20 protein-coding genes and 2 tRNA genes are annotated in these 20667 nt (G+C 37.5%); 20 read left to right on the forward strand and 2 right to left on the reverse strand.

The window, feature by feature from the left end:
* Positions 1–240 precede the first annotated feature (240 nt).
* The 16 genes from HMPREF2984_RS07035 to HMPREF2984_RS07110 all read left to right on the forward strand — a co-directional run bounded on the left by HMPREF2984_RS07035 (position 241) and on the right by HMPREF2984_RS07110 (position 13070).
* Entirely contained in the window at positions 241–2199 is a 1959-nt protein-coding gene (locus HMPREF2984_RS07035; protein WP_059221150.1) for a peptide ABC transporter substrate-binding protein, read from the forward strand.
* A gap of 202 nt (positions 2200–2401) precedes the next feature.
* Positions 2402–2487: transfer RNA gene (locus tag HMPREF2984_RS07040), tRNA-Leu, on the forward strand.
* Positions 2488–2690: 203 nt separating this feature from the next.
* Positions 2691–3572 carry a class II fructose-bisphosphate aldolase gene (locus HMPREF2984_RS07045; protein WP_003025917.1) on the forward strand — a complete coding sequence of 294 codons (882 nt, stop codon included), beginning with the start codon at positions 2691–2693 and terminating at the stop codon, positions 3570–3572.
* A 104-nt stretch (positions 3573–3676) separates the two neighbouring features.
* Positions 3677–4138 (forward strand): GNAT family N-acetyltransferase, encoded by a 462-nt coding sequence (locus HMPREF2984_RS07050; RefSeq protein WP_070670875.1) that lies wholly within the window; start codon positions 3677–3679, stop codon positions 4136–4138.
* 50 nt (positions 4139–4188) lie between these two features.
* Positions 4189–4261 (forward strand) — tRNA-Thr (locus HMPREF2984_RS07055).
* A gap of 216 nt (positions 4262–4477) precedes the next feature.
* The gene (locus HMPREF2984_RS07060; protein ID WP_070670877.1) at positions 4478–4924 is read left to right on the forward strand and encodes a LytTR family DNA-binding domain-containing protein; all 447 of its coding nucleotides are present in this window, start codon (positions 4478–4480) and stop codon (positions 4922–4924) included.
* 5 nt (positions 4925–4929) lie between these two features.
* Entirely contained in the window at positions 4930–5592 is a 663-nt protein-coding gene (locus HMPREF2984_RS07065) for a LiaF transmembrane domain-containing protein (RefSeq protein WP_070670881.1), read from the forward strand.
* A gap of 134 nt (positions 5593–5726) precedes the next feature.
* Positions 5727–5915, forward strand: coding sequence for a 50S ribosomal protein L28 (gene rpmB / locus HMPREF2984_RS07070; protein WP_003025909.1), 189 nt, complete (start codon positions 5727–5729; stop codon positions 5913–5915).
* A gap of 175 nt (positions 5916–6090) precedes the next feature.
* Positions 6091–6456, forward strand: a complete 366-nt coding sequence (locus HMPREF2984_RS07075) for an Asp23/Gls24 family envelope stress response protein (RefSeq protein ID WP_059221142.1) — start codon at positions 6091–6093, stop codon at positions 6454–6456.
* A 2-nt stretch (positions 6457–6458) separates the two neighbouring features.
* Complete coding sequence (locus tag HMPREF2984_RS07080) at positions 6459–8126, forward strand: DAK2 domain-containing protein (RefSeq protein WP_070670883.1); 1668 nt, start codon at positions 6459–6461, stop codon at positions 8124–8126.
* 285 nt (positions 8127–8411) lie between these two features.
* On the forward strand, positions 8412–9287 hold the full coding sequence (locus HMPREF2984_RS07085; RefSeq protein WP_070670885.1) for an ABC transporter ATP-binding protein: 876 nt from the start codon (positions 8412–8414) through the stop codon (positions 9285–9287).
* 13 nt (positions 9288–9300) lie between these two features.
* Positions 9301–10035, forward strand: coding sequence for an ABC transporter permease (locus HMPREF2984_RS07090; protein WP_003043605.1), 735 nt, complete (start codon positions 9301–9303; stop codon positions 10033–10035).
* Between the two features lie 3 nt (positions 10036–10038).
* Positions 10039–11136, forward strand: coding sequence for a sensor histidine kinase (locus HMPREF2984_RS07095; RefSeq protein ID WP_049533546.1), 1098 nt, complete (start codon positions 10039–10041; stop codon positions 11134–11136).
* Complete coding sequence (locus HMPREF2984_RS07100; RefSeq protein WP_003028450.1) at positions 11133–11732, forward strand: response regulator transcription factor; 600 nt, start codon at positions 11133–11135, stop codon at positions 11730–11732. The genes HMPREF2984_RS07095 and HMPREF2984_RS07100 overlap by 4 nt, the downstream gene beginning before the upstream one ends.
* 125 nt (positions 11733–11857) lie before the next feature.
* A complete protein-coding gene (locus tag HMPREF2984_RS07105; protein WP_003028449.1) occupies positions 11858–12745 on the forward strand; it encodes an SPFH domain-containing protein in 888 nt (295 codons plus the stop codon).
* A gap of 109 nt (positions 12746–12854) precedes the next feature.
* A complete protein-coding gene (locus tag HMPREF2984_RS07110; RefSeq protein ID WP_003025899.1) occupies positions 12855–13070 on the forward strand; it encodes a capsule biosynthesis transcriptional regulator in 216 nt (71 codons plus the stop codon).
* A gap of 382 nt (positions 13071–13452) precedes the next feature.
* On the opposite strand, the gene HMPREF2984_RS07115 is transcribed toward HMPREF2984_RS07110, so the two are convergent.
* Positions 13453–14193 carry an amino acid ABC transporter ATP-binding protein gene (locus HMPREF2984_RS07115; protein WP_070670888.1) on the reverse strand — a complete coding sequence of 247 codons (741 nt, stop codon included), beginning with the start codon at positions 14191–14193 and terminating at the stop codon, positions 13453–13455.
* On the reverse strand, positions 14190–15755 hold the full coding sequence (locus HMPREF2984_RS07120; RefSeq protein WP_070670889.1) for an ABC transporter substrate-binding protein/permease: 1566 nt from the start codon (positions 15753–15755) through the stop codon (positions 14190–14192). Before HMPREF2984_RS07120 ends, HMPREF2984_RS07115 begins: the two co-directional genes overlap by 4 nt.
* 126 nt (positions 15756–15881) lie before the next feature.
* On the opposite strand from HMPREF2984_RS07120, the gene HMPREF2984_RS07125 reads away from it, so the two are divergent.
* The 4 genes from HMPREF2984_RS07125 to cas2 all read left to right on the forward strand — a co-directional run bounded on the left by HMPREF2984_RS07125 (position 15882) and on the right by cas2 (position 20385).
* Entirely contained in the window at positions 15882–17771 is a 1890-nt protein-coding gene (locus HMPREF2984_RS07125) for a DUF2207 domain-containing protein (RefSeq protein WP_059221132.1), read from the forward strand.
* Positions 17772–17837: 66 nt separating this feature from the next.
* A complete protein-coding gene (locus HMPREF2984_RS07130) occupies positions 17838–18680 on the forward strand; it encodes an undecaprenyl-diphosphate phosphatase (protein ID WP_059221130.1) in 843 nt (280 codons plus the stop codon).
* 365 nt (positions 18681–19045) lie between these two features.
* The gene (cas1, locus tag HMPREF2984_RS07135; protein WP_070670891.1) at positions 19046–20053 is read left to right on the forward strand and encodes a CRISPR-associated endonuclease Cas1; all 1008 of its coding nucleotides are present in this window, start codon (positions 19046–19048) and stop codon (positions 20051–20053) included.
* A gap of 2 nt (positions 20054–20055) precedes the next feature.
* Entirely contained in the window at positions 20056–20385 is a 330-nt protein-coding gene (gene cas2, locus HMPREF2984_RS07140) for a CRISPR-associated endonuclease Cas2 (RefSeq protein ID WP_059221128.1), read from the forward strand.
* Positions 20386–20667 lie beyond the last annotated feature (282 nt).

Raw genomic sequence — 20667 nt, forward strand, 5'->3', positions numbered from 1 at the left:
GTTGCACTATATTTTACAATTTATCACTTTAAAAGAATGTTTATTCAATTTGAGTCAAAAGATAAATTTATTATTTTTGCTTCTTTATGTATTTTGCGGCTTATTTTAATCATATTATGCAGTGAATAACTAGTATTTTGAATAAATAATATTTTCTGTCAAAAACAGCTCTTTACTTTTTGAAACTATTTCGGTATAATATTCAATGTAACAAGATGTGACATTAGAGGAGGTTTATCTATGAAATCATCAAAATGGATTATTGCAACAGGAGTTGTGCTAAGCGCTGGAATCCTATTATCAGGTTGTGGCAAGTCAGCTTCTAGCACATCAACTTATTCATACGTGTATACACAAGATCCAGACACGCTAAATTATCTGATGGCGAACCGTGCGACAACTTCAGATGTTGTGACTAACTTAGTTGATGGATTATTGGAAAATGACCAATACGGAAATTTAGTTCCGGCGCTTGCTAAGTCATGGACAGTCTCCAAAGATGGCTTGACATATACGTATAAATTACGTAAAGATGCTAAATGGTACACATCAGAAGGTGAAGAGTACGCAAGTGTAAAAGCGCAAGACTTTGTAACTGGCTTGAAATACGCCGCAGATAATAAATCAGAAGCCCTTTACCTCGTTCAAGATTCTGTCAAAGGTTTGGATGCTTACATCAAGGGGGAAACGAAAGATTTTTCAACGGTTGGAGTAAAAGCTCTAGATGACTATACAGTACAGTATACACTCAGCCGTGCAGAGACTTATTGGAATTCAAAAACGACCAATAATATCCTCTTCCCAGTTAATGCAGATTTCTTGAAATCACAAGGAAAAAATTTTGGTTCTGTAAAACCAACCAGCATTCTATACAATGGTCCGTATCTGTTGAAATCTCTGACGGCCAAGTCTTCTATGGAATTTGCTAAAAATCCTCATTACTATGATAAAAAGAATGTTCATTTGGACAATATCAAATTGACATATTATGACGGCTCTGACCAAGAAGCCCTTATCCGTAACTTCACAGATGGTGCCTATAGTGCAGCTCGTCTTTATCCAAATAGCTCTAGTTTTGCTTCTGTTAAGAAACAATATGCTAACAATATCATCTATAGTTTGCAAGATGCGACCAGCTACTATTATAACTTTAATTTAAATCGTCAGTCTTACAACCATACATCTAAGAAAACAGATGCTCAAAAGGCTGCGACCCAAGAAGCGGTGCTAAATAAAGCTTTCCGCCAAGCTATCAACTTTGCCTATAATCGTACTTCTTATGGTGCACAAAGTAATGGGAAAGACGGAGCGACAAAGGTATTGCGGAACACACTCGTGCCACCAACATTTGTTTCTATCGGTGATAAAACGTTTGGTGATGTTGTGTCTTCTAAATTGGTAAACTATGGTTCAGAATGGTCAAATATGAATTTGGCCGATGCACAAGATGCTTATTACAATCCAGAAAAAGCCAAGGCGAAGTTTGCTCAAGCTAAAGCAGAATTGCAAGCAAAAGGTGTTCAGTTCCCTATTCACTTAGATGTACCGACTGATCAGACAAGCAAAATTGGTGTTCAATCGGAAAGTTCCATGAAGCAATCTGTTGAGTCTGTCTTGGGCACAGAAAATGTTGTCATTGATATTCAACAAATGAGTTCAGATGAATTAAATAATATCAGTTATTTTGCTAATACAGCTGCTCAAAAGGACTATGATCTGTATAATGGTGGCTGGTCTGGTGACTATCAAGACCCATCTACTTATTTAGATACTTTGAATACAAAAAATGGTGGTAGTTTACAAAACTTTGGTCTGGAGCCAGGTCAAGAAAATGATAAGATTAAGGCAGTTGGACTGGACACGTATACAGAGATGTTAGCAGAAGCAAATGCTGAAACCAATGAAACGAAGCGCTATGAAAAATATGCCAAAGCACAAGCGTGGTTAATTGATAGTGGCTTGACAATGCCAAACCTGTCTCTTGGGGGAACACCATCCGTGACGAAAACAGTTCCATTTAGTCGTTCTTATTCTCTAGTCGGCATTAAAGGTGGATCAAGCAGTTATTTTAAATATGTCAAACTGCAAGACAAGATTGTAACAACAAAAGAATACGAAAATGCCAAAAAGAAATGGCTAAAAGAAAAAGAAACTTCTAATAAAAAAGCACAAGATGACTACGAAAATCATGTGAAATAAAACAAATGTAAGAAACTTCTATGAACGACAAGCTTCGTAGGAGTTTCTTTGTGTTGTGTTCATATCTAAAGAACCTATATCGAAGAAGTTTCAAACAAGAGTTGGCTTTAGGGAGTGATTTTAAGTGCTGACAGATACATTTTTTCAAAAAATTTTCTTGACAAGGAGTTTCTATCCTGTTATACTAATAAGGTACTCAATAGCGGGGATGGCGGAATTGGCAGACGCGCAGGACTAAGGATCCTGTGACCGCTTTAGGTCGTGAGGGTTCAAGTCCCTCTCTCCGCATCAGATAAGCTGGCTTCGGCCAGTTTTTTTGTTGATGTTGTTACATTTTATGTTATTATTTTTGCGATGTAAGGAAAGAGAAACAATTTCATAAGAGAAAATGCTTAAAAGATTAGGAAACACTGGTATTTTTTCCTAAAAAGTGATAAAATAAACAATGTAAATGGGAAAACCCATAAAAATAAATAGGAGGCCTAATACTAATGGCAATCGTTTCAGCAGAAAAATTTGTCCAAGCAGCTCGTGACAATGGTTATGCAGTTGGTGGATTTAATACAAACAACCTTGAGTGGACTCAAGCTATCTTGCGTGCAGCAGAAGCTAAAAAAGCTCCAGTTCTTATCCAAACTTCTATGGGTGCTGCTAAATATATGGGTGGTTACAAAGTATGTAAACTTCTCATCGAAAACCTTGTAGAATCAATGGGAATTACTGTACCAGTTGCTATTCACCTTGACCATGGTCATTATGAAGATGCACTTGAATGTATCAAAGTTGGTTACACTTCAGTTATGTTTGATGGTTCTCATCTTCCAGTTGAAGAAAACCTTGAAAAAGCTCGCAAAGTTGTTGAATTTGCGCATGCAAATGGCGTGTCAGTAGAAGCTGAAGTTGGTACAATCGGTGGCGAAGAAGACGGTATCATCGGTGACGGTGAATTAGCTCCAATCGAAGATGCAAAAGCAATGGTTGAAACTGGAATTGACTTCCTTGCAGCAGGTATTGGTAACATTCATGGACCATACCCAGCTAACTGGAAAGGTCTTCACCTTGACCACTTGCAAAAATTGACAGAAGCTGTCCCTGGATTCCCAATCGTACTTCACGGTGGTTCAGGTATTCCTGATGACCAAATCCAAGCAGCTATCAAATTGGGTGTTGCTAAAGTAAATGTAAACACTGAATGTCAAATTGCTTTTGCAAAAGCTACTCGTAAATTCGTTGCTGAATACGAAGCAAACGAAGCAGAATACGATAAGAAGAAACTCTTTGACCCACGTAAATTCTTGAAACCAGGTTTTGAAGCCATTACAGAAGCTGTTGAAGAACGTATCGACGTATTTGGTTCAGAAGGTAAAGCTTAATTAGGCTTACCAAATAAACAAGAAAATCTCGCTTTGTGCGGGATTTTTGTTGATTGTTGAATACATAAAAGATAAAAATTTGTTGGCAGGAATGGAAGAGAGGAATGGCTCAGATTAAAGAAATCAATAAAGAGGAGCAGAAGTTAGCGATTGCAGCTGAGATTTTGGCTGATTTACCAGAGTGGTTTGGTATTCCAGATAGTACTCAAGCCTATATTGAGGCGGCTGGGCAACTTCGTGTCTGGGGAGCTTATGAAGGTGATGATCCGCTTGGTTTTATTAGTTTGTCCTATTCCAGTGAAGACCGTGCAGAGATTGACTGCCTAGCTATCAAGAAAGACTATCATAGGCAAGGGATTGGATCAAAGCTAGTGAATGTCTTGGAAATGGCAGCAGGACAACAAGTTGACTATTTACAAGTCAAAACAGTAGCACCGGGTCATTATCCAACCTACGATAGAACGAATGCTTTCTATCAGGCTCAAGGTTTTAAAAAATTAGAAATCTGCCCTCAGCTATGGGATTCACACAATTCCTGCATGGTTTTAATCAAGAAAATTTCCTAAAAACTTCTTGACAAAAAAATTTGACGTGTTAGAATAAGAATGTGTTGAATGCCGATTTAGCTCAGTTGGTAGAGCAACGCACTCGTAACGCGTAGGTCGTAGGTTCAAGCCCTATAATCGGCATCATTGAAGGTCTTCATTGAATTGAAGGCTTTTTTTGTTATTTATAAAGTGTTGTTGCGTAAAAAGGTGCTAGAATCTGGTCAGCTTATGAAAAAGCAAGTAAGTTATTCAGATTTCACGACCACTTGCGTCTCGAAATGAACCACTTACTGAAAACCGCTTGAATTTCACGAACCAATTGTTATAATAAAATAAAGAAAAACGAGGGGAGCGTTTATGAAAATTCGAGTTGAGCTAGATTCTAATCTGGAAGAAGCAGAAATTGTCATTAAGGCACCTCGCTTTGACGAACAGATAGAGCGCATTCAGCGTTCTCTGGAAGAAGTTGCTAAGCCGTCTATTCTTTTTTACAAAGATACGAGCGAATACTATGTTGATTTAGCAGATATTCTCTTTTTTGAGAAAGAGGGAAATAAGATTTTTGCACATGCTCGAAATAATGCTTATGAAGTAAAGCTGAAATTGTATGAGCTGGAAGAATGCTTGCCACGTTATTTCTGTCGTATTTCGAAATCAACGATTACGAACATTAAAGCAATTTATTCGTTGGAAAAGTCTTTTTCAGGGACCAGCAGCATTCGCTTTTATGATACTCATAAACAAGTGCACGTGTCTCGGCATTATTTTCAATTTTTAAAAGAAAAATTAAGTGAAATGAGGTAAATATTATGAGAAAAACATTGTTTGGAATGGGGCTTTTGGTATTGGCAGGCTGGGTACTACTACAAGGAAATTTTGGTATTCCGCTTATTGATTTCAATTTTTGGCCGATGCTTGTTGTGCTTGGCTTTGCTTACTTTGCAATTGAAAATTTTTGGAGAGGAAATTTATCTGGTGGGGTTATTTTAGCCATTATTTCCTTAATCGTTGCAAATAGTAGCTATCACTTTTTGCCAATCTCATCTGGAACGATTTTCTTAGCAGGGATTCTGGCTTCTATTGGTATTGGCTTGATTTTCAAACCAAAACGAATTTGGGGTGTTTATCGTGGTTCAAATGCTCATCGCATTATAAATGGGGATATTAATTTTGGAAGTGGTACGCGCTACATCAATTCGGAAGATTTTACCTATGAAACGCTAGATTGTACCTTTGGTAATGCCACAGTTTATTTTGACAATGCCACGATAAAAGGCGATTCTGCTACCTTTGATGTTGATGTATCTTTTGGGAATGCAACGTTATATGTGCCTAGTAATTGGCGTGTGGAGTTGGATGTAGACAATGCTTTCGGCACAGTTACCAATCCCCGTAACATCAATGAGAAAGACAAGACCCTCTATGTAAAGGGAGATGTATCTTTCGGTCGTTTGGGAATTATCTATATTTAAGACTGACGGATTAGACTGCCTTGGCTAAATTTTGAAATATAGAGAAAATAGTCTTGCAAAATCATAGAAATTGTGATAAAATTTTACGGTATGTGGTATAAAACCCGTGAAACTAATCAGGAGGACAAGTATCAATGGCAAAAGTATGTTACTTTACAGGTCGTAAAACTGTATCAGGAAATAACCGCTCTCACGCAATGAACCAAACAAAACGTACTGTGAAACCAAATCTTCAAAAGGTGACAATCTTAGTTGATGGTAAACCTAAGAAAGTTTGGGCTTCAGCACGCGCCCTTAAATCAGGCAAAGTTGAACGCGTTTAATTTATGAAGAATCGGACCTCTGGGGTCCTTTTTCTTTTTGCACAAGAAAATAGATTTTTTACGACAAGGAAAATCCCCAGCATTGACTGAATCCTTTCTAATTGTGTACTCTCTCTTTTACAGTCCGCGTAAAATATGGTAAAATAAACTATAAAATACTTTTGAGGTAGAAACTATGACTGTAAAAATCAATACAAAAGATGGTCAAATCGAACTGACAGATGATGTCATTGCGACAATTGTTGGTGGGGCAGCAACTGAAATTTTTGGTGTCGTCGGAATGGCCAGTAAAAATGCCATTAAAGATAATTTCCAAGCTTTATTAGGTAAAGAAAATTATGCGAAAGGCGTTGTAGTAAAGACCACGGACGACGGTAGCATTGCTGTTGATGTGTATACAGTTTTGAGCTATGGTACCAAGATCAGTGAAGTGTCTAAAAATATTCAAGAACGTGTGAAATTCAGTCTTGAAAATCAGCTTGGAATTACTGCCGAAACAGTAAATGTCTATATCCAAAATATTAAAGTTGTAGGAGAATAATCGTGTCAAATATTACTACTAGTTTATTTCAAGAAATGGTGCAGTCTGCATCTACTCGTTTGAATAAACAGGCTGAATATGTCAATTCTTTAAATGTTTTTCCTGTGCCAGACGGTGATACAGGTACCAATATGGGAATGACCATTGAAAATGGTGCAAAGGAAGTTGCGGACAAATCTGCTTCCACTGTTGGTGAGGTAGCTGGAATTTTTGCAAAAGGGCTCTTAATGGGTGCGCGTGGAAATTCTGGCGTTATCACTTCTCAGCTTTTCCGTGGTTTCTCTCAAAGTGTAAAAGAAAAGGAAGAGCTAACAGGACAAGATTTAGCCCTTGCTTTTCAGTCTGGAGTGGAAGTGGCCTATAAAGCTGTGATGAAGCCGGTTGAAGGAACGATTTTGACGGTTTCTCGTGGAGCTGCGATTGGTGCTAAGAAAAAAGCAGAAGAGACAGATGATGCTGTTGAGGTCATGAAAGCAGCTCTTGATAGTGCTAAGGTGGCTCTTGCTAAAACACCAGACATGCTTCCGGTCTTAAAAGAAGTTGGTGTTGTGGACTCTGGTGGTCAAGGTCTTGTTTTCATTTATGAAGGCTTTTTGTCAGCATTGACAGGCGAATACATTGCGTCTGAAGAATTTCAAGCAACGCCTGCAACTATGACAGAAATGATCAATGCAGAACACCATAAGTCGGTAGCTAGTCATGTGGCAACAGAAGACATCAAATATGGCTATTGTACGGAAATCATGGTCGCTTTGAAAAAAGGTCCAACGTATGTAAAAGAATTTGACTATGATGAATTCCGCAACTATTTGAATGAACTGGGCGACTCACTTCTTGTCGTAAACGATGATGAAATCGTAAAAGTTCATGTTCACACGGAAGACCCTGGTCTGGTCATGCAAGAAGGATTGAAATACGGAAGCCTTGTCAAGGTCAAAGTAGATAATATGCGCAATCAGCACGAAGCGCAGGTTGAAAAAGAAGAACGTGAAAATAGCCAGCTAACAGAAGAAAAAGAATATGCTATTATTGCGGTAGTTGCAGGAGAAGGATTGTCAGATATCTTTAAGGCACAAGGTGTGGACTATATCATCTCTGGCGGGCAAACGATGAATCCTTCAACAGAAGATTTCATCAAGGCTGTTGAACATGTGAATGCTCGTCATATCATTATTCTGCCAAACAACAAAAATATTTTCATGGCGGCGCAATCAGCGGCTGAAGTGATAGAACAACCTGCTGTAGTGATTGAAACAAGAACGATTCCGCAAGGTTTGACTAGCTTGTTAGCTTTTGACCCAAGCAAATCCATTGAAGACAACCATGATCGTATGACGGCTGCTCTTGCTGATGTTGTCAGTGGTAGTGTGACGACAGCTGTTCGTGATACAACGATTGATGGTCTTGAAATTCATGAAAACGATAACCTTGGTATGGTGGATGGAAAAATTGTTGTTTCCAATCCAGACATGTTGACGACATTGAATGAAACTTTTAGCAAAATGCTAGATGTAGATAGTGAGATTGTAACGATTTATATCGGTGAAGACGGTAGTGAAGACTTGGCTAATGAACTAGCGCAAGATATTACTGAAAAATTTGAAGATGTAGAAGTAGAAATACATAATGGCGGACAGCCAGTTTATCCATACCTTTTTAGTGTTGAATAAAACAGAAGAATTATTGCGAAGGGCGACTCGATGGAGTCGTCTTTTTTATGACATTTGTCATGTTGAGTGATGACAAAATCATCTAGTGGCGATAAAAGAGTTGAGCTATAATGAAAGTAACAAGAGGAAATGTAGAGTTAGAAGCCAAGTCTACAACCTGTTTTATTCTTCTTGCTGCAAGTAACTTTGTGGTAATCTAATCGTTGACCAGAAACTTCCTGAGCCAATTGCTAGGACTTCTGTATGTGTTGCATTTCCACCAATAAAAATAATGAGGAGAAAAAGATGAAGCTGATTGAGGTGAACCGTTTATCTAAAAAGATTCGTGGGAAAGAAATTTTGAAAGATATCTCTTTTACTATTAACGAGGGAGAATGTGTGGCGTTGATTGGTCCAAATGGAGCTGGGAAAACCACGCTCATGGATTGTTTGCTAGGCGATAAATTTCTTACAAGTGGGCAGGCTAGTGTTCGAGGATTAAAGCCAACAGATGAGCAATTAAAGCAGATTGTTGCCATTTTACCACAAGAAAATACAGTTGTGGCAGATTTGAAGGTAAAAGAACTACTGAACTTTTTTCAAAGTATTTACCCACGTAGTTTAACTAATCAAGAAGTTGATGCCCTTTTGACATTTACGGATAAGCAAAAAGATCAGCTAGCCAGCAAATTATCTGGTGGGCAAAAACGGTTGTTTTCTTTTATTTTAGCTCTTATTGGCCGACCTAAAATTCTCTTTTTAGATGAGCCGACTTCTGCTATGGATACTTCCACTCGGCAGCATTTTTGGGAAATTGTGGATGAGTTGAAGAAAAAGGGTGTGACCATTATTTACTCTTCTCACTATATTGAGGAAGTAGAGCATACAGCAGATCGGATTTTGGTTTTGCATAAGGGTGAATTGATTCGTGATACGACGCCTTACGCTATGCGCAGCGAAGAACAAGAAAAACACTTTACTATTCCGCTTTCTTACCAAGCTATTTTGGAAAGGTTACCTGAAGTGACCGAAATTGAAATCAAGCAAAATGCTCTCTCCTTTGCAACTAGAAAGGCTGGTCAAGTGTGGCAAGTCTTGGTAGAGAATGGTTGTACGATTGAGGAAGTAGAAGTGCGCAACCGGACACTATTGGATAGTATTTTTGAGACGACGCAAGAGTAAAAGGAGATGTATCATGAAAAATATGAGAAGTTTAATGAAGGTTGAATTGATTTTAATGAAGCGCCAAGCGGCTTATTATCTATTGTCTATTGGATTGCCTAGTGTCTTTTATCTGATTTTCTCAGGTATGATGTCTGGGAGTGCCACCCCTACACTTGTACTCCAAACCTATCTCTTTTCTATGACAGTTTTTAGTATTATGTCCAGTGCTTTCTTTAGTATTCCAAGCACCTTGCAGTCTGATAAAACTAATAATTGGCAAAAAATGCTTCAACACTCACCTGTTTCTATGATAGAATATTATATATCCAAACTTTTCAGTGCTTTACTGACTTTCCTTCTTTCCATAGTCGTTGTATTTTCTGTTGGACATTTTGTTCGTGGAGTCAATCTTCCTGCAATGGATTGGTTAATCATCGCCCTAATTATTTTGTTTGGAAGTTTGGTTTTCATTGCTATGGGAGTACTAGTGAGTTTGCTTCCCAGCGCTCAGCTTATGTCTGTTGTGGGGAATATTGCCTATATGGCTTTGGCAGTCCTGGGTGGTCTTTGGTTTCCTTTGACCATGTTTCCAAAATGGCTCCAATCAATCGGTAAGTTGACTCCTAGTTATCAACTCATGCAGATTGTATCTTCTTATTTGGAACATCGCGAGTTTAATGCCATTGCAGCACTGATTGTTCTGGTTTACACAGTTGGTGTCAGCCTAGTGGTTCTTCAACTCAAAAAACGGATTGAGGTAAAATAATTTATGTGGAAAAAACTAAAAAATATTCACTATCTGTTTCATATTGCTTTAGTTTTTATTGTTTTTCCAATAGCGGGGGTCATCAGCGGGGACTACTCGCTTTTGCTCTTGTTGTGGACAGCATTTTTTATCGGAGCTTATTACAATCTTCTACTCGATAATCATCCGTTTCACCAGTGGCTGTCTTGGTGGATAATGATTGCCTACATTTTTTATAGTTCTATTTGGTTAAATCCAAGTTTTGTTTGGTACATCTTTTATCTATCAAATCTACTAATCTATCACTTTAATGAAATTCCATTTAAATCTTGGCGCTTTTGGACCTTTTTTACCTTACAGCCAATCATTCTGTTTTCTATTTTTCTGAAAAATCCGAGTGATTTATCCTATCTGATATTTTTGCTTGTGACCTTTATCTTTGTGGATTTACTCACATTCGGATTGTATCGCATGCAGTTGGCTGAATTGCTTCAGGAGGAAAAAAGAAAGCAGAATGCTCAACTCAATCTGTTTCTAGCTGAAAATGAGCGCAATCGTATTGGACGAGACCTACATGATAGTCTAGGACATACATTTGCTATGCTCAGTGTCAAGACAGAATTAGCACAACAGTTTCTTCAAATGAAATCCTATGAGAAAGCTGGTAAAGAATTGCAGGAAGTACATGAAATTAGCAAGCAGTCTATGGCAGATGTGCGACGGATTATTGATAATCTAAAAACACGAACCTTGGATGAGGAGTTAGTGACTATTCAGGCTATGCTGGAAATGAGTGGGATTCGGGTACAAGTACAGCATCAACTCAATATTGCTAGCATCGCACCGAATATTCAATCAAGTTTAAGTATGGTTTTACTAGAATTAGCAACGAATATCATCAAGCATGCTCAAGCAAGCAGTTGCCAAATTCATCTGTATTCTGAAAAAAATAGGTTAATAGCAGATGTTGAGGATAATGGGAAAGGTTTCAAAATTGCCACAGGAAAAGAGTTGCATTCTATTCGGGAGCGTGTAGAATCATTGTCTGGACAAGTAGAGATTTTAAGCTGTAAACAGCCAACTAAGATTCGAATAAACTTACCAATGGAGGGATACAAATGAAATTGTTAGTAGCCGAAGATCAAAGCATGCTACGGGATGCTTTGTGTCAATTGCTAGAACTGCAATCAGACGTGGAAACGGTTCATCAGGCTTCTAATGGGCAGGAAGCAATGAATCTGCTGCAATCTCAAAAGATAGATGTGGCTATTTTAGATGTGGAAATGCCTAAGCAGACAGGTTTAGATGTGTTGGAATGGGTCAAGGAGAAGCAGCCAACTGTCAAAGTCGTTATTGTCACCACATTTAAACGTCCTGGTTACTTTGAGCGAGCGATTAAAGCAGATGTAGATGCTTATGTCTTAAAAGAACGCAGTATAGCCGACCTTATGAAAACGATTCATACTGTGTTAGACGGAAAAAAAGAATATTCTCCTGAGTTGATGGAAGTCATGATGACAAGTAAAAATCCCTTGTCCAATCAAGAAATTTTGGTTTTGCAAGCGGCAGCAAGAGGTCTATCTAGCAAAGAAATCGCTCAAAAGCTTTATCTGTCAAATGGTACCGTTCGTAATTATATGTCAAGCATTCTAACGAAATTAGCAGCGGAAAATCGATTGGAAGCGGTTCGAATTGCGCAAGAAAATGGTTGGATATAAACTAGATATTGTGAGATATTGAAGAGAAATTTAACATAGTGATTTAACTAGTTTTTATCGCTTTTGTTTGATAAACTCTTATAAGTATGCTATAATTTTGAAAAAGAAGATAGGAGTTTCATATTATGCTATTTTTAATAGTGCCAATTATTATTGTCGTGCTGTTTCTCATTCTTTTTAGCTCGTTGTATGTCGTTCGTCAACAGTCTGTAGCGATTATAGAACGTTTTGGGAAATATCAAAAGTTAAGTAATAGTGGAATTCATTTGCGTTTGCCATTTGGTATTGATCATATCGCAGCGCGTGTGCAATTGCGCCTCTTGCAAAGTGAGATTGTGGTTGAAACGAAGACACAAGATAATGTATTTGTCATGATGAATGTTGCTACACAATACCGTGTTAATGAAAATAACGTAACAGATGCTTACTATAAATTGATTCGTCCAGAAGCTCAAATCAAATCTTATATTGAAGATGCTTTGCGCTCATCTGTTCCTAAATTGACATTGGATGAATTGTTTGAAAAAAAAGATGAAATTGCACTTGAAGTACAAAAACAGGTAGCAGAAGAAATGTCTACTTACGGTTATATCATCGTAAAAACCTTAATTACCAAGGTTGAGCCAGACGCAGAAGTCAAGCAATCAATGAACGAGATTAACGCTGCTCAACGGAAACGTGTTGCTGCTCAAGAATTGGCTGAAGCTGATAAAATTAAAATTGTAACTGCCGCAGAAGCAGAAGCGGAAAAAGACCGCCTTCATGGGGTAGGGATTGCAGAGCAACGGAAAGCGATTGTGGATGGTTTGGCAGATTCTATCAAAGAGCTGAAAGGTGCGAATGTTGAATTGAAGGAAGAACAAATCATGTCCATTCTTTTAACCAACCAATACCTTGACACGTTGAATAATTTTGCAGACAATAAGGGAAATAATACAATTTTTCTACCAGCAAATCCTGACGGAGTGGAAAGTATCCGAACACAAATATTATCAGCACTTAAAGCTAAATAAAGAATATTCTGAATTGCTTTATTCATCAAAATAGGCATCCTTTTCCGTTGACAAAACAAACAAAAACCTTTACAATATTTAGTTAGAAATAATAAAATAGGAGAAGGAAATGGCTAAATCTAACTTTGAAAAAGTAGAATCAGTTGTTAGTTGGGTTCGTGATAAGAAAATCACGGGTTATCGCATCAGTAAAGAAACGAACGCTCGTGAAATGTCTATCATTGCCCTTGCTCAAGGACGTGCTAAAGTGAAAAATATTTCATTTGAAACTGCTCTTGGATTGATTGATTTTTACGATAAAAACCACGAAAAGTTTGAAAACTAATCGTTGTATTTTTAGCAGGCTATCAGACTGCTTTTTTTGTTTGCGATTGTAAAATAGTATAATTTTATAAGGAAATAACAAATAATTATAAAATATAAAGTTTATTTATTCAATAGATGACTGATTGTTTAGAATGAATATTTTTACAAAAAAATGATAAATTGCTTTCTACAATACAATCTGCTTTAAAGAATATTCTTAAAAATTAGAGTTTTATTTTTAACAAGAAAATGTTCTAATGAATGTGTATTCAAACATTCTGTTTTGTTTGAATAAAAATTAGTTTTTCAATTGAGTTCCTAAAGATTTTGGAGAGAAAATTATAGAGTTTGAGACAATAAAGAAGAGACTAGAAGTGTGTACTAGTCTCGTCGGTTGTAGATTATTGTAAGTAACGTTGTAAAAATTCTTTTGTGCGTTCTTTCTTAGGGTGAGTAAAAATGTCTTCAGGTTTGCCTTCTTCAGCAATGATGCCTTTGTCCATGAAAATGACACGATTGGAGACATCACGCGCAAACTCCATTTCGTGCGTGACAACAATCATGGTTAAGCCTTCTTGAGCAAGGTCTTTCATGATTTTCAGCACTTCGCCGACCATTTCAGGGTCAAGGGCTGATGTTGGTTCGTCAAATAAAATGGCATCTGGGTTCATGGATAAGGCGCGTGCAATAGCAACCCGTTGCTTTTGTCCGCCAGAAAGTTGTTTTGGCTTTGCTTGCCAGTAAGGTTGCCCCATGCTAACTTTTTCAAGATTTTCTTTGGCGATTTTTTCGGCCTCTACTCGTTCTCGCTTGAGAACAGTTGTTTGTGCGACGATGGTATTTTCAAGAACATTAAGGTTTTCAAAAAGGTTAAAGCTTTGGAACACCATACCGAGTTTTTCACGGTAATGAGTGAGGTTATAGTTTTCTTCTAGTACATTTTCACCACGATAAAGGATTTCTCCTCCACTTGGCTCTTCAAGGAGATTGATAGAGCGTAAGAAAGTAGATTTTCCACTACCAGAGCTTCCGATGATAGAAATGACTTCGCCGGAGTGGACAGTGAGAGAAATGTCTTTTAAGACTTCATTTTGTCCGTAGGATTTTTTAAGATGATTGATTTCTAAAATGGTATCGCTCATGCCTTTACTCCTTTCGTTTGCATTTGATTAGCGCCCGTTGTGTAATCATCTGTGTCAAAACGCCGTTCTACATAGCGGAGAATGCGTGTTACCGTAAATGTTAGGACAAAGTAGATCACGGCAATAATCGTAAAGGTTTGGAAATATTGGTAAGTTTGGGTGGCAATAGTATTTCCTGAGAAATAAAGTTCAACAACGGAGATAACATTCAGTACGGAAGTATCTTTGATATTGATGACAAATTCATTCCCTGTAGCAGGTAGAATATTGCGCACGACTTGAGGAAGGACAACTTTGCGCATGGTTTGGTTATGTGTCATTCCCAGAGCAGTTGCGGCTTCAAATTGCCCCTTATCAACAGCAAAGATTCCTCCGCGGACAATTTCACTCATATAAGCACCCGTGTTAATGGAAACGATAAAGATGGCTGCGATTGTCCGATCAATGGAGACTCCAAATGCCTGTGCTGTTCCGTAGTAAATAACCATAGATTGAACAATCATAGGTGTTCCACGGAAAATTTCGATGTAGACATTCAAAAACCAACCGAATAAAGTTTGTAAAAGAGCGAGAGCTTTATTTTTGGCTGTAGGAGCGGTGCGGTAAACACCGATTAAGAGACCAATGATGAGCCCTGCAATTGTACCAGTAATGGAAATGAGAAGGGTTAAGCCAGCTCCGCGCAGAAATTGGGGCCAGTTGTCTTTCAGAATCTTTGTCACTTGTCCAAAGAAAGTAGTTTTGTCTTTGCTGGCGTCAGTGTCAACAGGTTGGTTTTGAATCATCTTGTCCATTAAAGCGACTTGGTCTTTGGCGCTGATTTTAGTGATAGCAGCATTGACTTGTTCTAGACGCTTGTCGTTTTTGCGCATTCCGATTGCAATCGTAGCATCCTCTTCATTAACATCAAAACCTTTTTTGAACTGAATCATTTTAAATTTCGAGTTGGCAGATTCTGCTGTGAGGGCTTCGGGACGCTCAGAGATGTAGCCGTCTATCACTCCTGACTCAAGTGCTTGGCGCATTTGAGCGAAGTCGCCCATTGCAGTTTCTTGCTTAGCGCCTGTCAGTTGGGAAATCAAATTGTAGAGGTAGACACCTTGTTGAGAGGTGATTTTTGCTCCTTTGAAGTCCTTCAACGTTTTTGCATTAGCATAAGCCCCATCTTTGTTGACCAGTACCACAGGCTCACTGGTATAATAACTATTGGAAAATGCGATTTCCTTTTTCCGCTCGGCAGTCGGACTCATTCCAGCGACAATCATATCTAATTTACCTGATGTCAATGCAGGAATCAATCCATTCCAAGACGTTTTGACCACTAACGGTTTTTTGCCCAATGCTTTTGCGACTTGTTTGGCGATTTGGACGTCATAACCATTGGCATATTGGTTGGTACCTTCGATTTTGATGGCACCATTTTTATCATCATCTTGCGTCCAGTTGAACGGTGCATAAGCCGCTTCCATTCCGATTCGCAAGTATTCATCGGCTTGAGCTCTATTTGCAAATCCGAAACTAAGCAGCAGAAGTACAAATAGAGATAAGAATAATTTCTTCATATTTTCTCCTCATCTAAAAATAGCTTCCTTTCATTGTACCGAAAAATGACATGCTTTTCAATATTGGGGAAACCCTTACTTAAAAAAATGGTATAATAAAAGCAATCAGTATAAGGAGATTGCTAGATGAAAAAGTTTTTTTGGAGTATCATAATTTTTTTCTCATGTTTGTTCTTCAGTCAACGAGTCTTGGCGGTGAGTTATGATATTGAATCCTATAAAGGCAATTTACAGATTCATTCTGATAATACAGCGACATTTGTTGAAACAGTCACTTACCATTTCTCAAGCGGCTACAGAGGACAAATCATTACTTTGGGGACATCTGGTAAAGTTCCTCTGGGCTTTGATGTGGAAGGAAAGCCGACGATTCTAGCTTTAAGAAATGGACAACCAAAAACAGATATTACTGCTGTTCAGGAATACATTGCGGGTGGTTATAAATATAAAATTTATAATGCTGGTAATAAAGGAGACCGTGTAACCATTACGGTTACTTGGAAGTTGAAGAATATGTTGTTTGTCTACAATGATATTGTAGAATTACACTGGATTCCAATCAGTGATTGGGATAAAAAATTAAATAATGTAGAATTTCGGATTACTCCTCCAGCTACTTCACAACAGACTGAATTGTATGCTCACACGGGTTATTTTATGAAGCCGGCCCAAGTGACACGAGAGGGAGATAGCTATCTGATCCGTGTCGCTAGTATTGCTAAAAATAGAAATTTAGAATTTCATGCGTATTGGGATCGATCGCTAGTAACTGTTCCTGAAGATAGTTTAGCCGCTACAAAACGAGATCAGCTACAAGAGTTTCATCGAGTCGAAAAGGAAGTTGCTACCAGTACAAAAAAATATCAGAGATTAGTAGACTGGGACTTACCACTTGCTTTGGTATTGGTTGGCCTAATTAGTTTGGCTTTTTACATTATTTTTCATCTTAGAACAAAATCCCGTGTAACGTTTCCTAAGCATGCTCGTTTGTATGAAATACCGCAAGATTTGCCACCAATGGTCATCGCTTCCAATGTTTATTCGGTAGATTTGACAGAGCTGGATCCAACGGAGAAGCAAGCAACGTCTTTGAAATTTGAAAATCTTGTACAAGCCACTTTGCTAGATTTGATTGACAGAGGGAATCTTATTTTTACAGATGATATGAAACAACCAAAATTACAAAGAGTGACAGATAAGGGTTTAGCTGATTTTGAAAAAGAATTTTTAAAAATGGCTATGGGAAACAATAAGCAGTTGCTTGTGAAAAATTTGTTTTCAGATTTTAAAATTGACGATAAGATATATAATAGTGGCGAGAAAGCTGTTCGTAGCGCGGGCAATAGAGTGAGAAAACTATTAAAATGCTATTTAAAACTTATTACAGAAAATATACATGAAATTATTGAGCGTGAGCAATTGCCAAATAATTATCGCCCTGTTGCTAAAAAGGAGCTCTTGTGTTTATATCTTTCAATGCTCCTTATGAATCTTATTGTATTTGCTTCTCTTGGCATCTTAGCTTGGATTTTCTTGGAGTATGGACTCGTATTTTATCAATTTGTAGTTAGCTTCTTCATTGCTGGAGGAATGCTGTATTACCTTTTGAGAAAATGCAAAATGGTGAAGCGTGATGGCGTCTTAAATGAAGAAGGGGCAGAAAACTATTATTACTGGAAGAGTTTTGCTAATATGCTGCATGAGATTGCTCATTTAAAGGATACAGAAGTAGAGGGAGTGATTTTGTGGAACAGATTATTGGTTTATGCTGCTATGTTTAATTGTGCAGATAAGGTGACTAAGACGATGAAACTACGCAAAATCACAATTGATAATCCATCAATGAATGCTTTTGTTTATCAGGATATGGTGTATGATTTCCATGCGAGCTCACATGCTTTTGTTGGCTATGGGGCAGCAGCTAATTCGGCTAGCAGTTTCTCTGTTTCATCAGGTGGAAGTAGCGGTGGCGGCTTCTCTGGTGGTGGCGGAGGCGGAGGAGGAGGTGCTTTTTAAAAAGTGCCTCTATTCTCTCACTTGAAATTATGCTATAATGAAACAAATCAACCTTAGGAGAAGAAAATGTTTATCATTGAAATTTTAAAATCCATCATCTTTGGGATTGTGGAAGGAATTACAGAGTGGTTGCCTATTTCTAGCACAGGTCACTTGATTTTGATACAGGAGTTTATCAAGTATAAAAATCAGAATGCTGCCTTTATGGAAATGTTCAATGTCGTTATCCAATTAGGAGCGATTTTGGCGGTTGTGGTGATTTATTTTGATAAATTAAACCCGTTTAAACCGGGTAAGACAGCGCGTGAAGTTCAAAAAACATGGCAATTGTGGGCAAAAGTAGTGATTGCAGCTGCGCCGGCTGCCATTATTGGCTTACCTTTGGATGATTGGTTTGATGCTCATTTTTATAACTTCATTTCTGTTGCTTGTATGTTAATAATTTATGGTGTTGCCTTTATTTTGTTAGAAAAACGCAATAAAACTGTGGAACCTGCGATTACCAATTTGGAGCGCTTGCCTTATAAAACAGCGCTTTACATTGGGCTATTTCAAGTATTGTCACTCTTTCCTGGTACTAGTCGCTCTGGAGCAACCATTGTAGGAGGGCTTTTAAATGGTACTAGTCGTTCCGTGGTGACAGAGTTCACCTTCTTCTTAGGGATTCCTGTCATGTTTGGTGCCAGTGGTTGGAAGATTTTGAAATTTATTATCAAAGGAAACACACTTGGATTTGGGCAATTCTTCTTGCTGTTTGTAGCAATGGGCGTTGCGTTCGGGGTCAGTCTCTATGTGATTCGTTTCTTGACGGATTATGTGAAAAAGCACGACTTCACAATCTTTGGGAAATACCGTATTGGACTTGGTGTCTTGCTTATCATTTACGGCATTTTTAAAGCCATTTTCTAAGCATACAAAAACTCAGCAGATATTGTTGAGTTTTTAGTTAGTGACTTCAGTTCGTTTTGTTCCAAAGGTTATAGTATAATGTCAATGAGATGGCAAATAGGCAAATTTCAAATAGTTAAAATCTGAATGAAGGAGAGAGATATTTTTGAAATTCAAGAGATAATAAAAAGTTGAATCACTATTATCTAGATTAGAATTGCTCTTGTAATAAATGAGTAACGTAGTAGATAATTGCTCAAAGTATTATTATGAGCCTTGTGGGGTGGGACTAGTAACTTAAAATGTTTAATTTAGGATTCTGTCTCACTCTATTATTAAATATCATATTTAATATATTAAGACAATATAAGAGCGAAGGAAAAAATATGGGAGATTTATATATTCAGAAGTCAGATTATCATTTGTCGTTAAGCAATGATAGAGTCATCATAAAGGATAACGAAAAGAATGTAGTAAAGGAAGTTTCTCTAAGTTTAATTGAAAATATATTAGTTTTTGGCAAAGCTCAATTAACAACACAATTATTAGCTGCGTCAGCTAATAATAGGATAAACGTTTTCTACTTTTCAGGATATGGAAAATTTCTTTCAGTACTAGATTCAGGACGAGAAGCGGATTATGAGAAACAAGAAAAACAAGCTCTTTCTAGTTTTAATCAAGAATTCTGCTTAGAGATTGCTAAAAGAATCGCTTCTGCTAAAATCAGAAATCAACTAAATTTATTGAAAGCATTTGATGAGGAGCATATTTTAGATAGCAAAGATTTTGAACAATTTCAAGAAGCTATCTTAGGAATTTCTACTGCAAAAAACATTCCAGAAATAATGGGGTTTGAAGGTAGAATTGCTAAATCATATTTTTATCTGTTAAACTTCTTACTGACTGATGACTTCCGATTTTATGAGAGATCTAAGCGGCCATCCAAGGATAGGTTTAATGCGCTTTTAAATTTTGGTTATTCCATTCTTCATTCTTGCTTTATTGGAATGATTCGCAAAAATGGCTTGAGTCTTGGTTTTGGTGTTATCCATCGACCTCATCAGCATCATTCGGTTCTAGCTAGCGATCTTATGGAAGAGTGGCGACCTGTTATTGTAGACGATACAATAATGAGCTTGATCAAAAATGAGGAAATTAGGGCAGAGCATTTTGAAGAGGGAGATGAGGAAGAAGTTGTTTTAACAGCAGAAGGAATTGAGATTTTTTCAAAAGCAATGCGTTCAAGAGTTTTGGAGATCCATCAGTATATTGAATTTGATAAAAAACGATATTCATTTTTATATATGGCTGATCAGCAGATAAAATCTTTGATTCGTTGTTTTGAAACGGAGAATCATGAGGAATTTTTAAGTGGTTATACGACGGGAGAGTAATGATGGGATTTTTTTACAACTTAGATGAGGAGGCGAAAAACTTTGCGCAGAAAAAAACGGTATTTTGTCTTGTTGTCTATGATATCATCAGCAATAAGCGGCGCCTCAAACTTTCTAAATTGTTGGAAGGATATGGTAGGAGAGTCCAACGTTCTTGTTTTGAAATTGATGTTGAAAAAACAAATTATAATCACCTTCTTCAAGATTTAGAAAAATTTTATTGTCAGGAGGAGGGAGACAATATAATTGTTTATGTTGGTGATAAGAAAGAAACAGTCATCTTCAACTCTTATGAAGGAGCAGAAATTCTGGAAGACATTTTGTTTTTCTGAAACTTTTAATTTAATGAAAAATATGGTAAAATATAGATATGTTTCCAAATCTTGAATAAAACAAGATTTAGGGGTCATTCTCTGAAGCTTGATACAAGATATGGGGTTAATAACCCATGTTACCTCGAGAGGGGACGGAAACTAAAAGAGAGGTGCAGTCCTATTTATTGTACTCTATGTTAATAACCCATGTTACCTCGAGAGGGGACGGAAACAAGATAATTCGCCATCCATTGTTTGATAAACCATATGTTAATAACCCATGTTACCTCGAGAGGGGAC

Origin of the sequence: Streptococcus sp. HMSC066E07 (genome assembly GCF_001814695.1) — a bacterium.
In the GTDB taxonomy this organism is placed as follows: Bacteria; Bacillota; Bacilli; order Lactobacillales; family Streptococcaceae; genus Streptococcus; species Streptococcus hominis.

Excerpts from the sequence above, each read along its gene's own strand:
- HMPREF2984_RS07035 (WP_059221150.1), top strand. The coding sequence starts at position 241 with ATGAAATCATCAAAATGGATTATTGCAACAGGAGTTGTGCTAAGCGCT.
- HMPREF2984_RS07045 (WP_003025917.1), top strand. The coding sequence starts at position 2,691 with ATGGCAATCGTTTCAGCAGAAAAATTTGTCCAAGCAGCTCGTGACAAT.
- HMPREF2984_RS07050 (WP_070670875.1), top strand. The coding sequence starts at position 3,677 with ATGGCTCAGATTAAAGAAATCAATAAAGAGGAGCAGAAGTTAGCGATT.
- HMPREF2984_RS07060 (WP_070670877.1), top strand. The coding sequence starts at position 4,478 with ATGAAAATTCGAGTTGAGCTAGATTCTAATCTGGAAGAAGCAGAAATT.
- HMPREF2984_RS07065 (WP_070670881.1), top strand. The coding sequence starts at position 4,930 with ATGAGAAAAACATTGTTTGGAATGGGGCTTTTGGTATTGGCAGGCTGG.
- rpmB (WP_003025909.1), top strand. The coding sequence starts at position 5,727 with ATGGCAAAAGTATGTTACTTTACAGGTCGTAAAACTGTATCAGGAAAT.
- HMPREF2984_RS07075 (WP_059221142.1), top strand. The coding sequence starts at position 6,091 with ATGACTGTAAAAATCAATACAAAAGATGGTCAAATCGAACTGACAGAT.
- HMPREF2984_RS07085 (WP_070670885.1), top strand. The coding sequence starts at position 8,412 with ATGAAGCTGATTGAGGTGAACCGTTTATCTAAAAAGATTCGTGGGAAA.
- HMPREF2984_RS07090 (WP_003043605.1), top strand. The coding sequence starts at position 9,301 with ATGAAAAATATGAGAAGTTTAATGAAGGTTGAATTGATTTTAATGAAG.
- HMPREF2984_RS07095 (WP_049533546.1), top strand. The coding sequence starts at position 10,039 with ATGTGGAAAAAACTAAAAAATATTCACTATCTGTTTCATATTGCTTTA.
- HMPREF2984_RS07100 (WP_003028450.1), top strand. The coding sequence starts at position 11,133 with ATGAAATTGTTAGTAGCCGAAGATCAAAGCATGCTACGGGATGCTTTG.
- HMPREF2984_RS07105 (WP_003028449.1), top strand. The coding sequence starts at position 11,858 with ATGCTATTTTTAATAGTGCCAATTATTATTGTCGTGCTGTTTCTCATT.
- HMPREF2984_RS07110 (WP_003025899.1), top strand. The coding sequence starts at position 12,855 with ATGGCTAAATCTAACTTTGAAAAAGTAGAATCAGTTGTTAGTTGGGTT.
- HMPREF2984_RS07115 (WP_070670888.1), bottom strand. The coding sequence starts at position 14,193 with ATGAGCGATACCATTTTAGAAATCAATCATCTTAAAAAATCCTACGGA.
- HMPREF2984_RS07120 (WP_070670889.1), bottom strand. The coding sequence starts at position 15,755 with ATGAAGAAATTATTCTTATCTCTATTTGTACTTCTGCTGCTTAGTTTC.
- HMPREF2984_RS07125 (WP_059221132.1), top strand. The coding sequence starts at position 15,882 with ATGAAAAAGTTTTTTTGGAGTATCATAATTTTTTTCTCATGTTTGTTC.
- HMPREF2984_RS07130 (WP_059221130.1), top strand. The coding sequence starts at position 17,838 with ATGTTTATCATTGAAATTTTAAAATCCATCATCTTTGGGATTGTGGAA.
- cas1 (WP_070670891.1), top strand. The coding sequence starts at position 19,046 with ATGGGAGATTTATATATTCAGAAGTCAGATTATCATTTGTCGTTAAGC.
- cas2 (WP_059221128.1), top strand. The coding sequence starts at position 20,056 with ATGGGATTTTTTTACAACTTAGATGAGGAGGCGAAAAACTTTGCGCAG.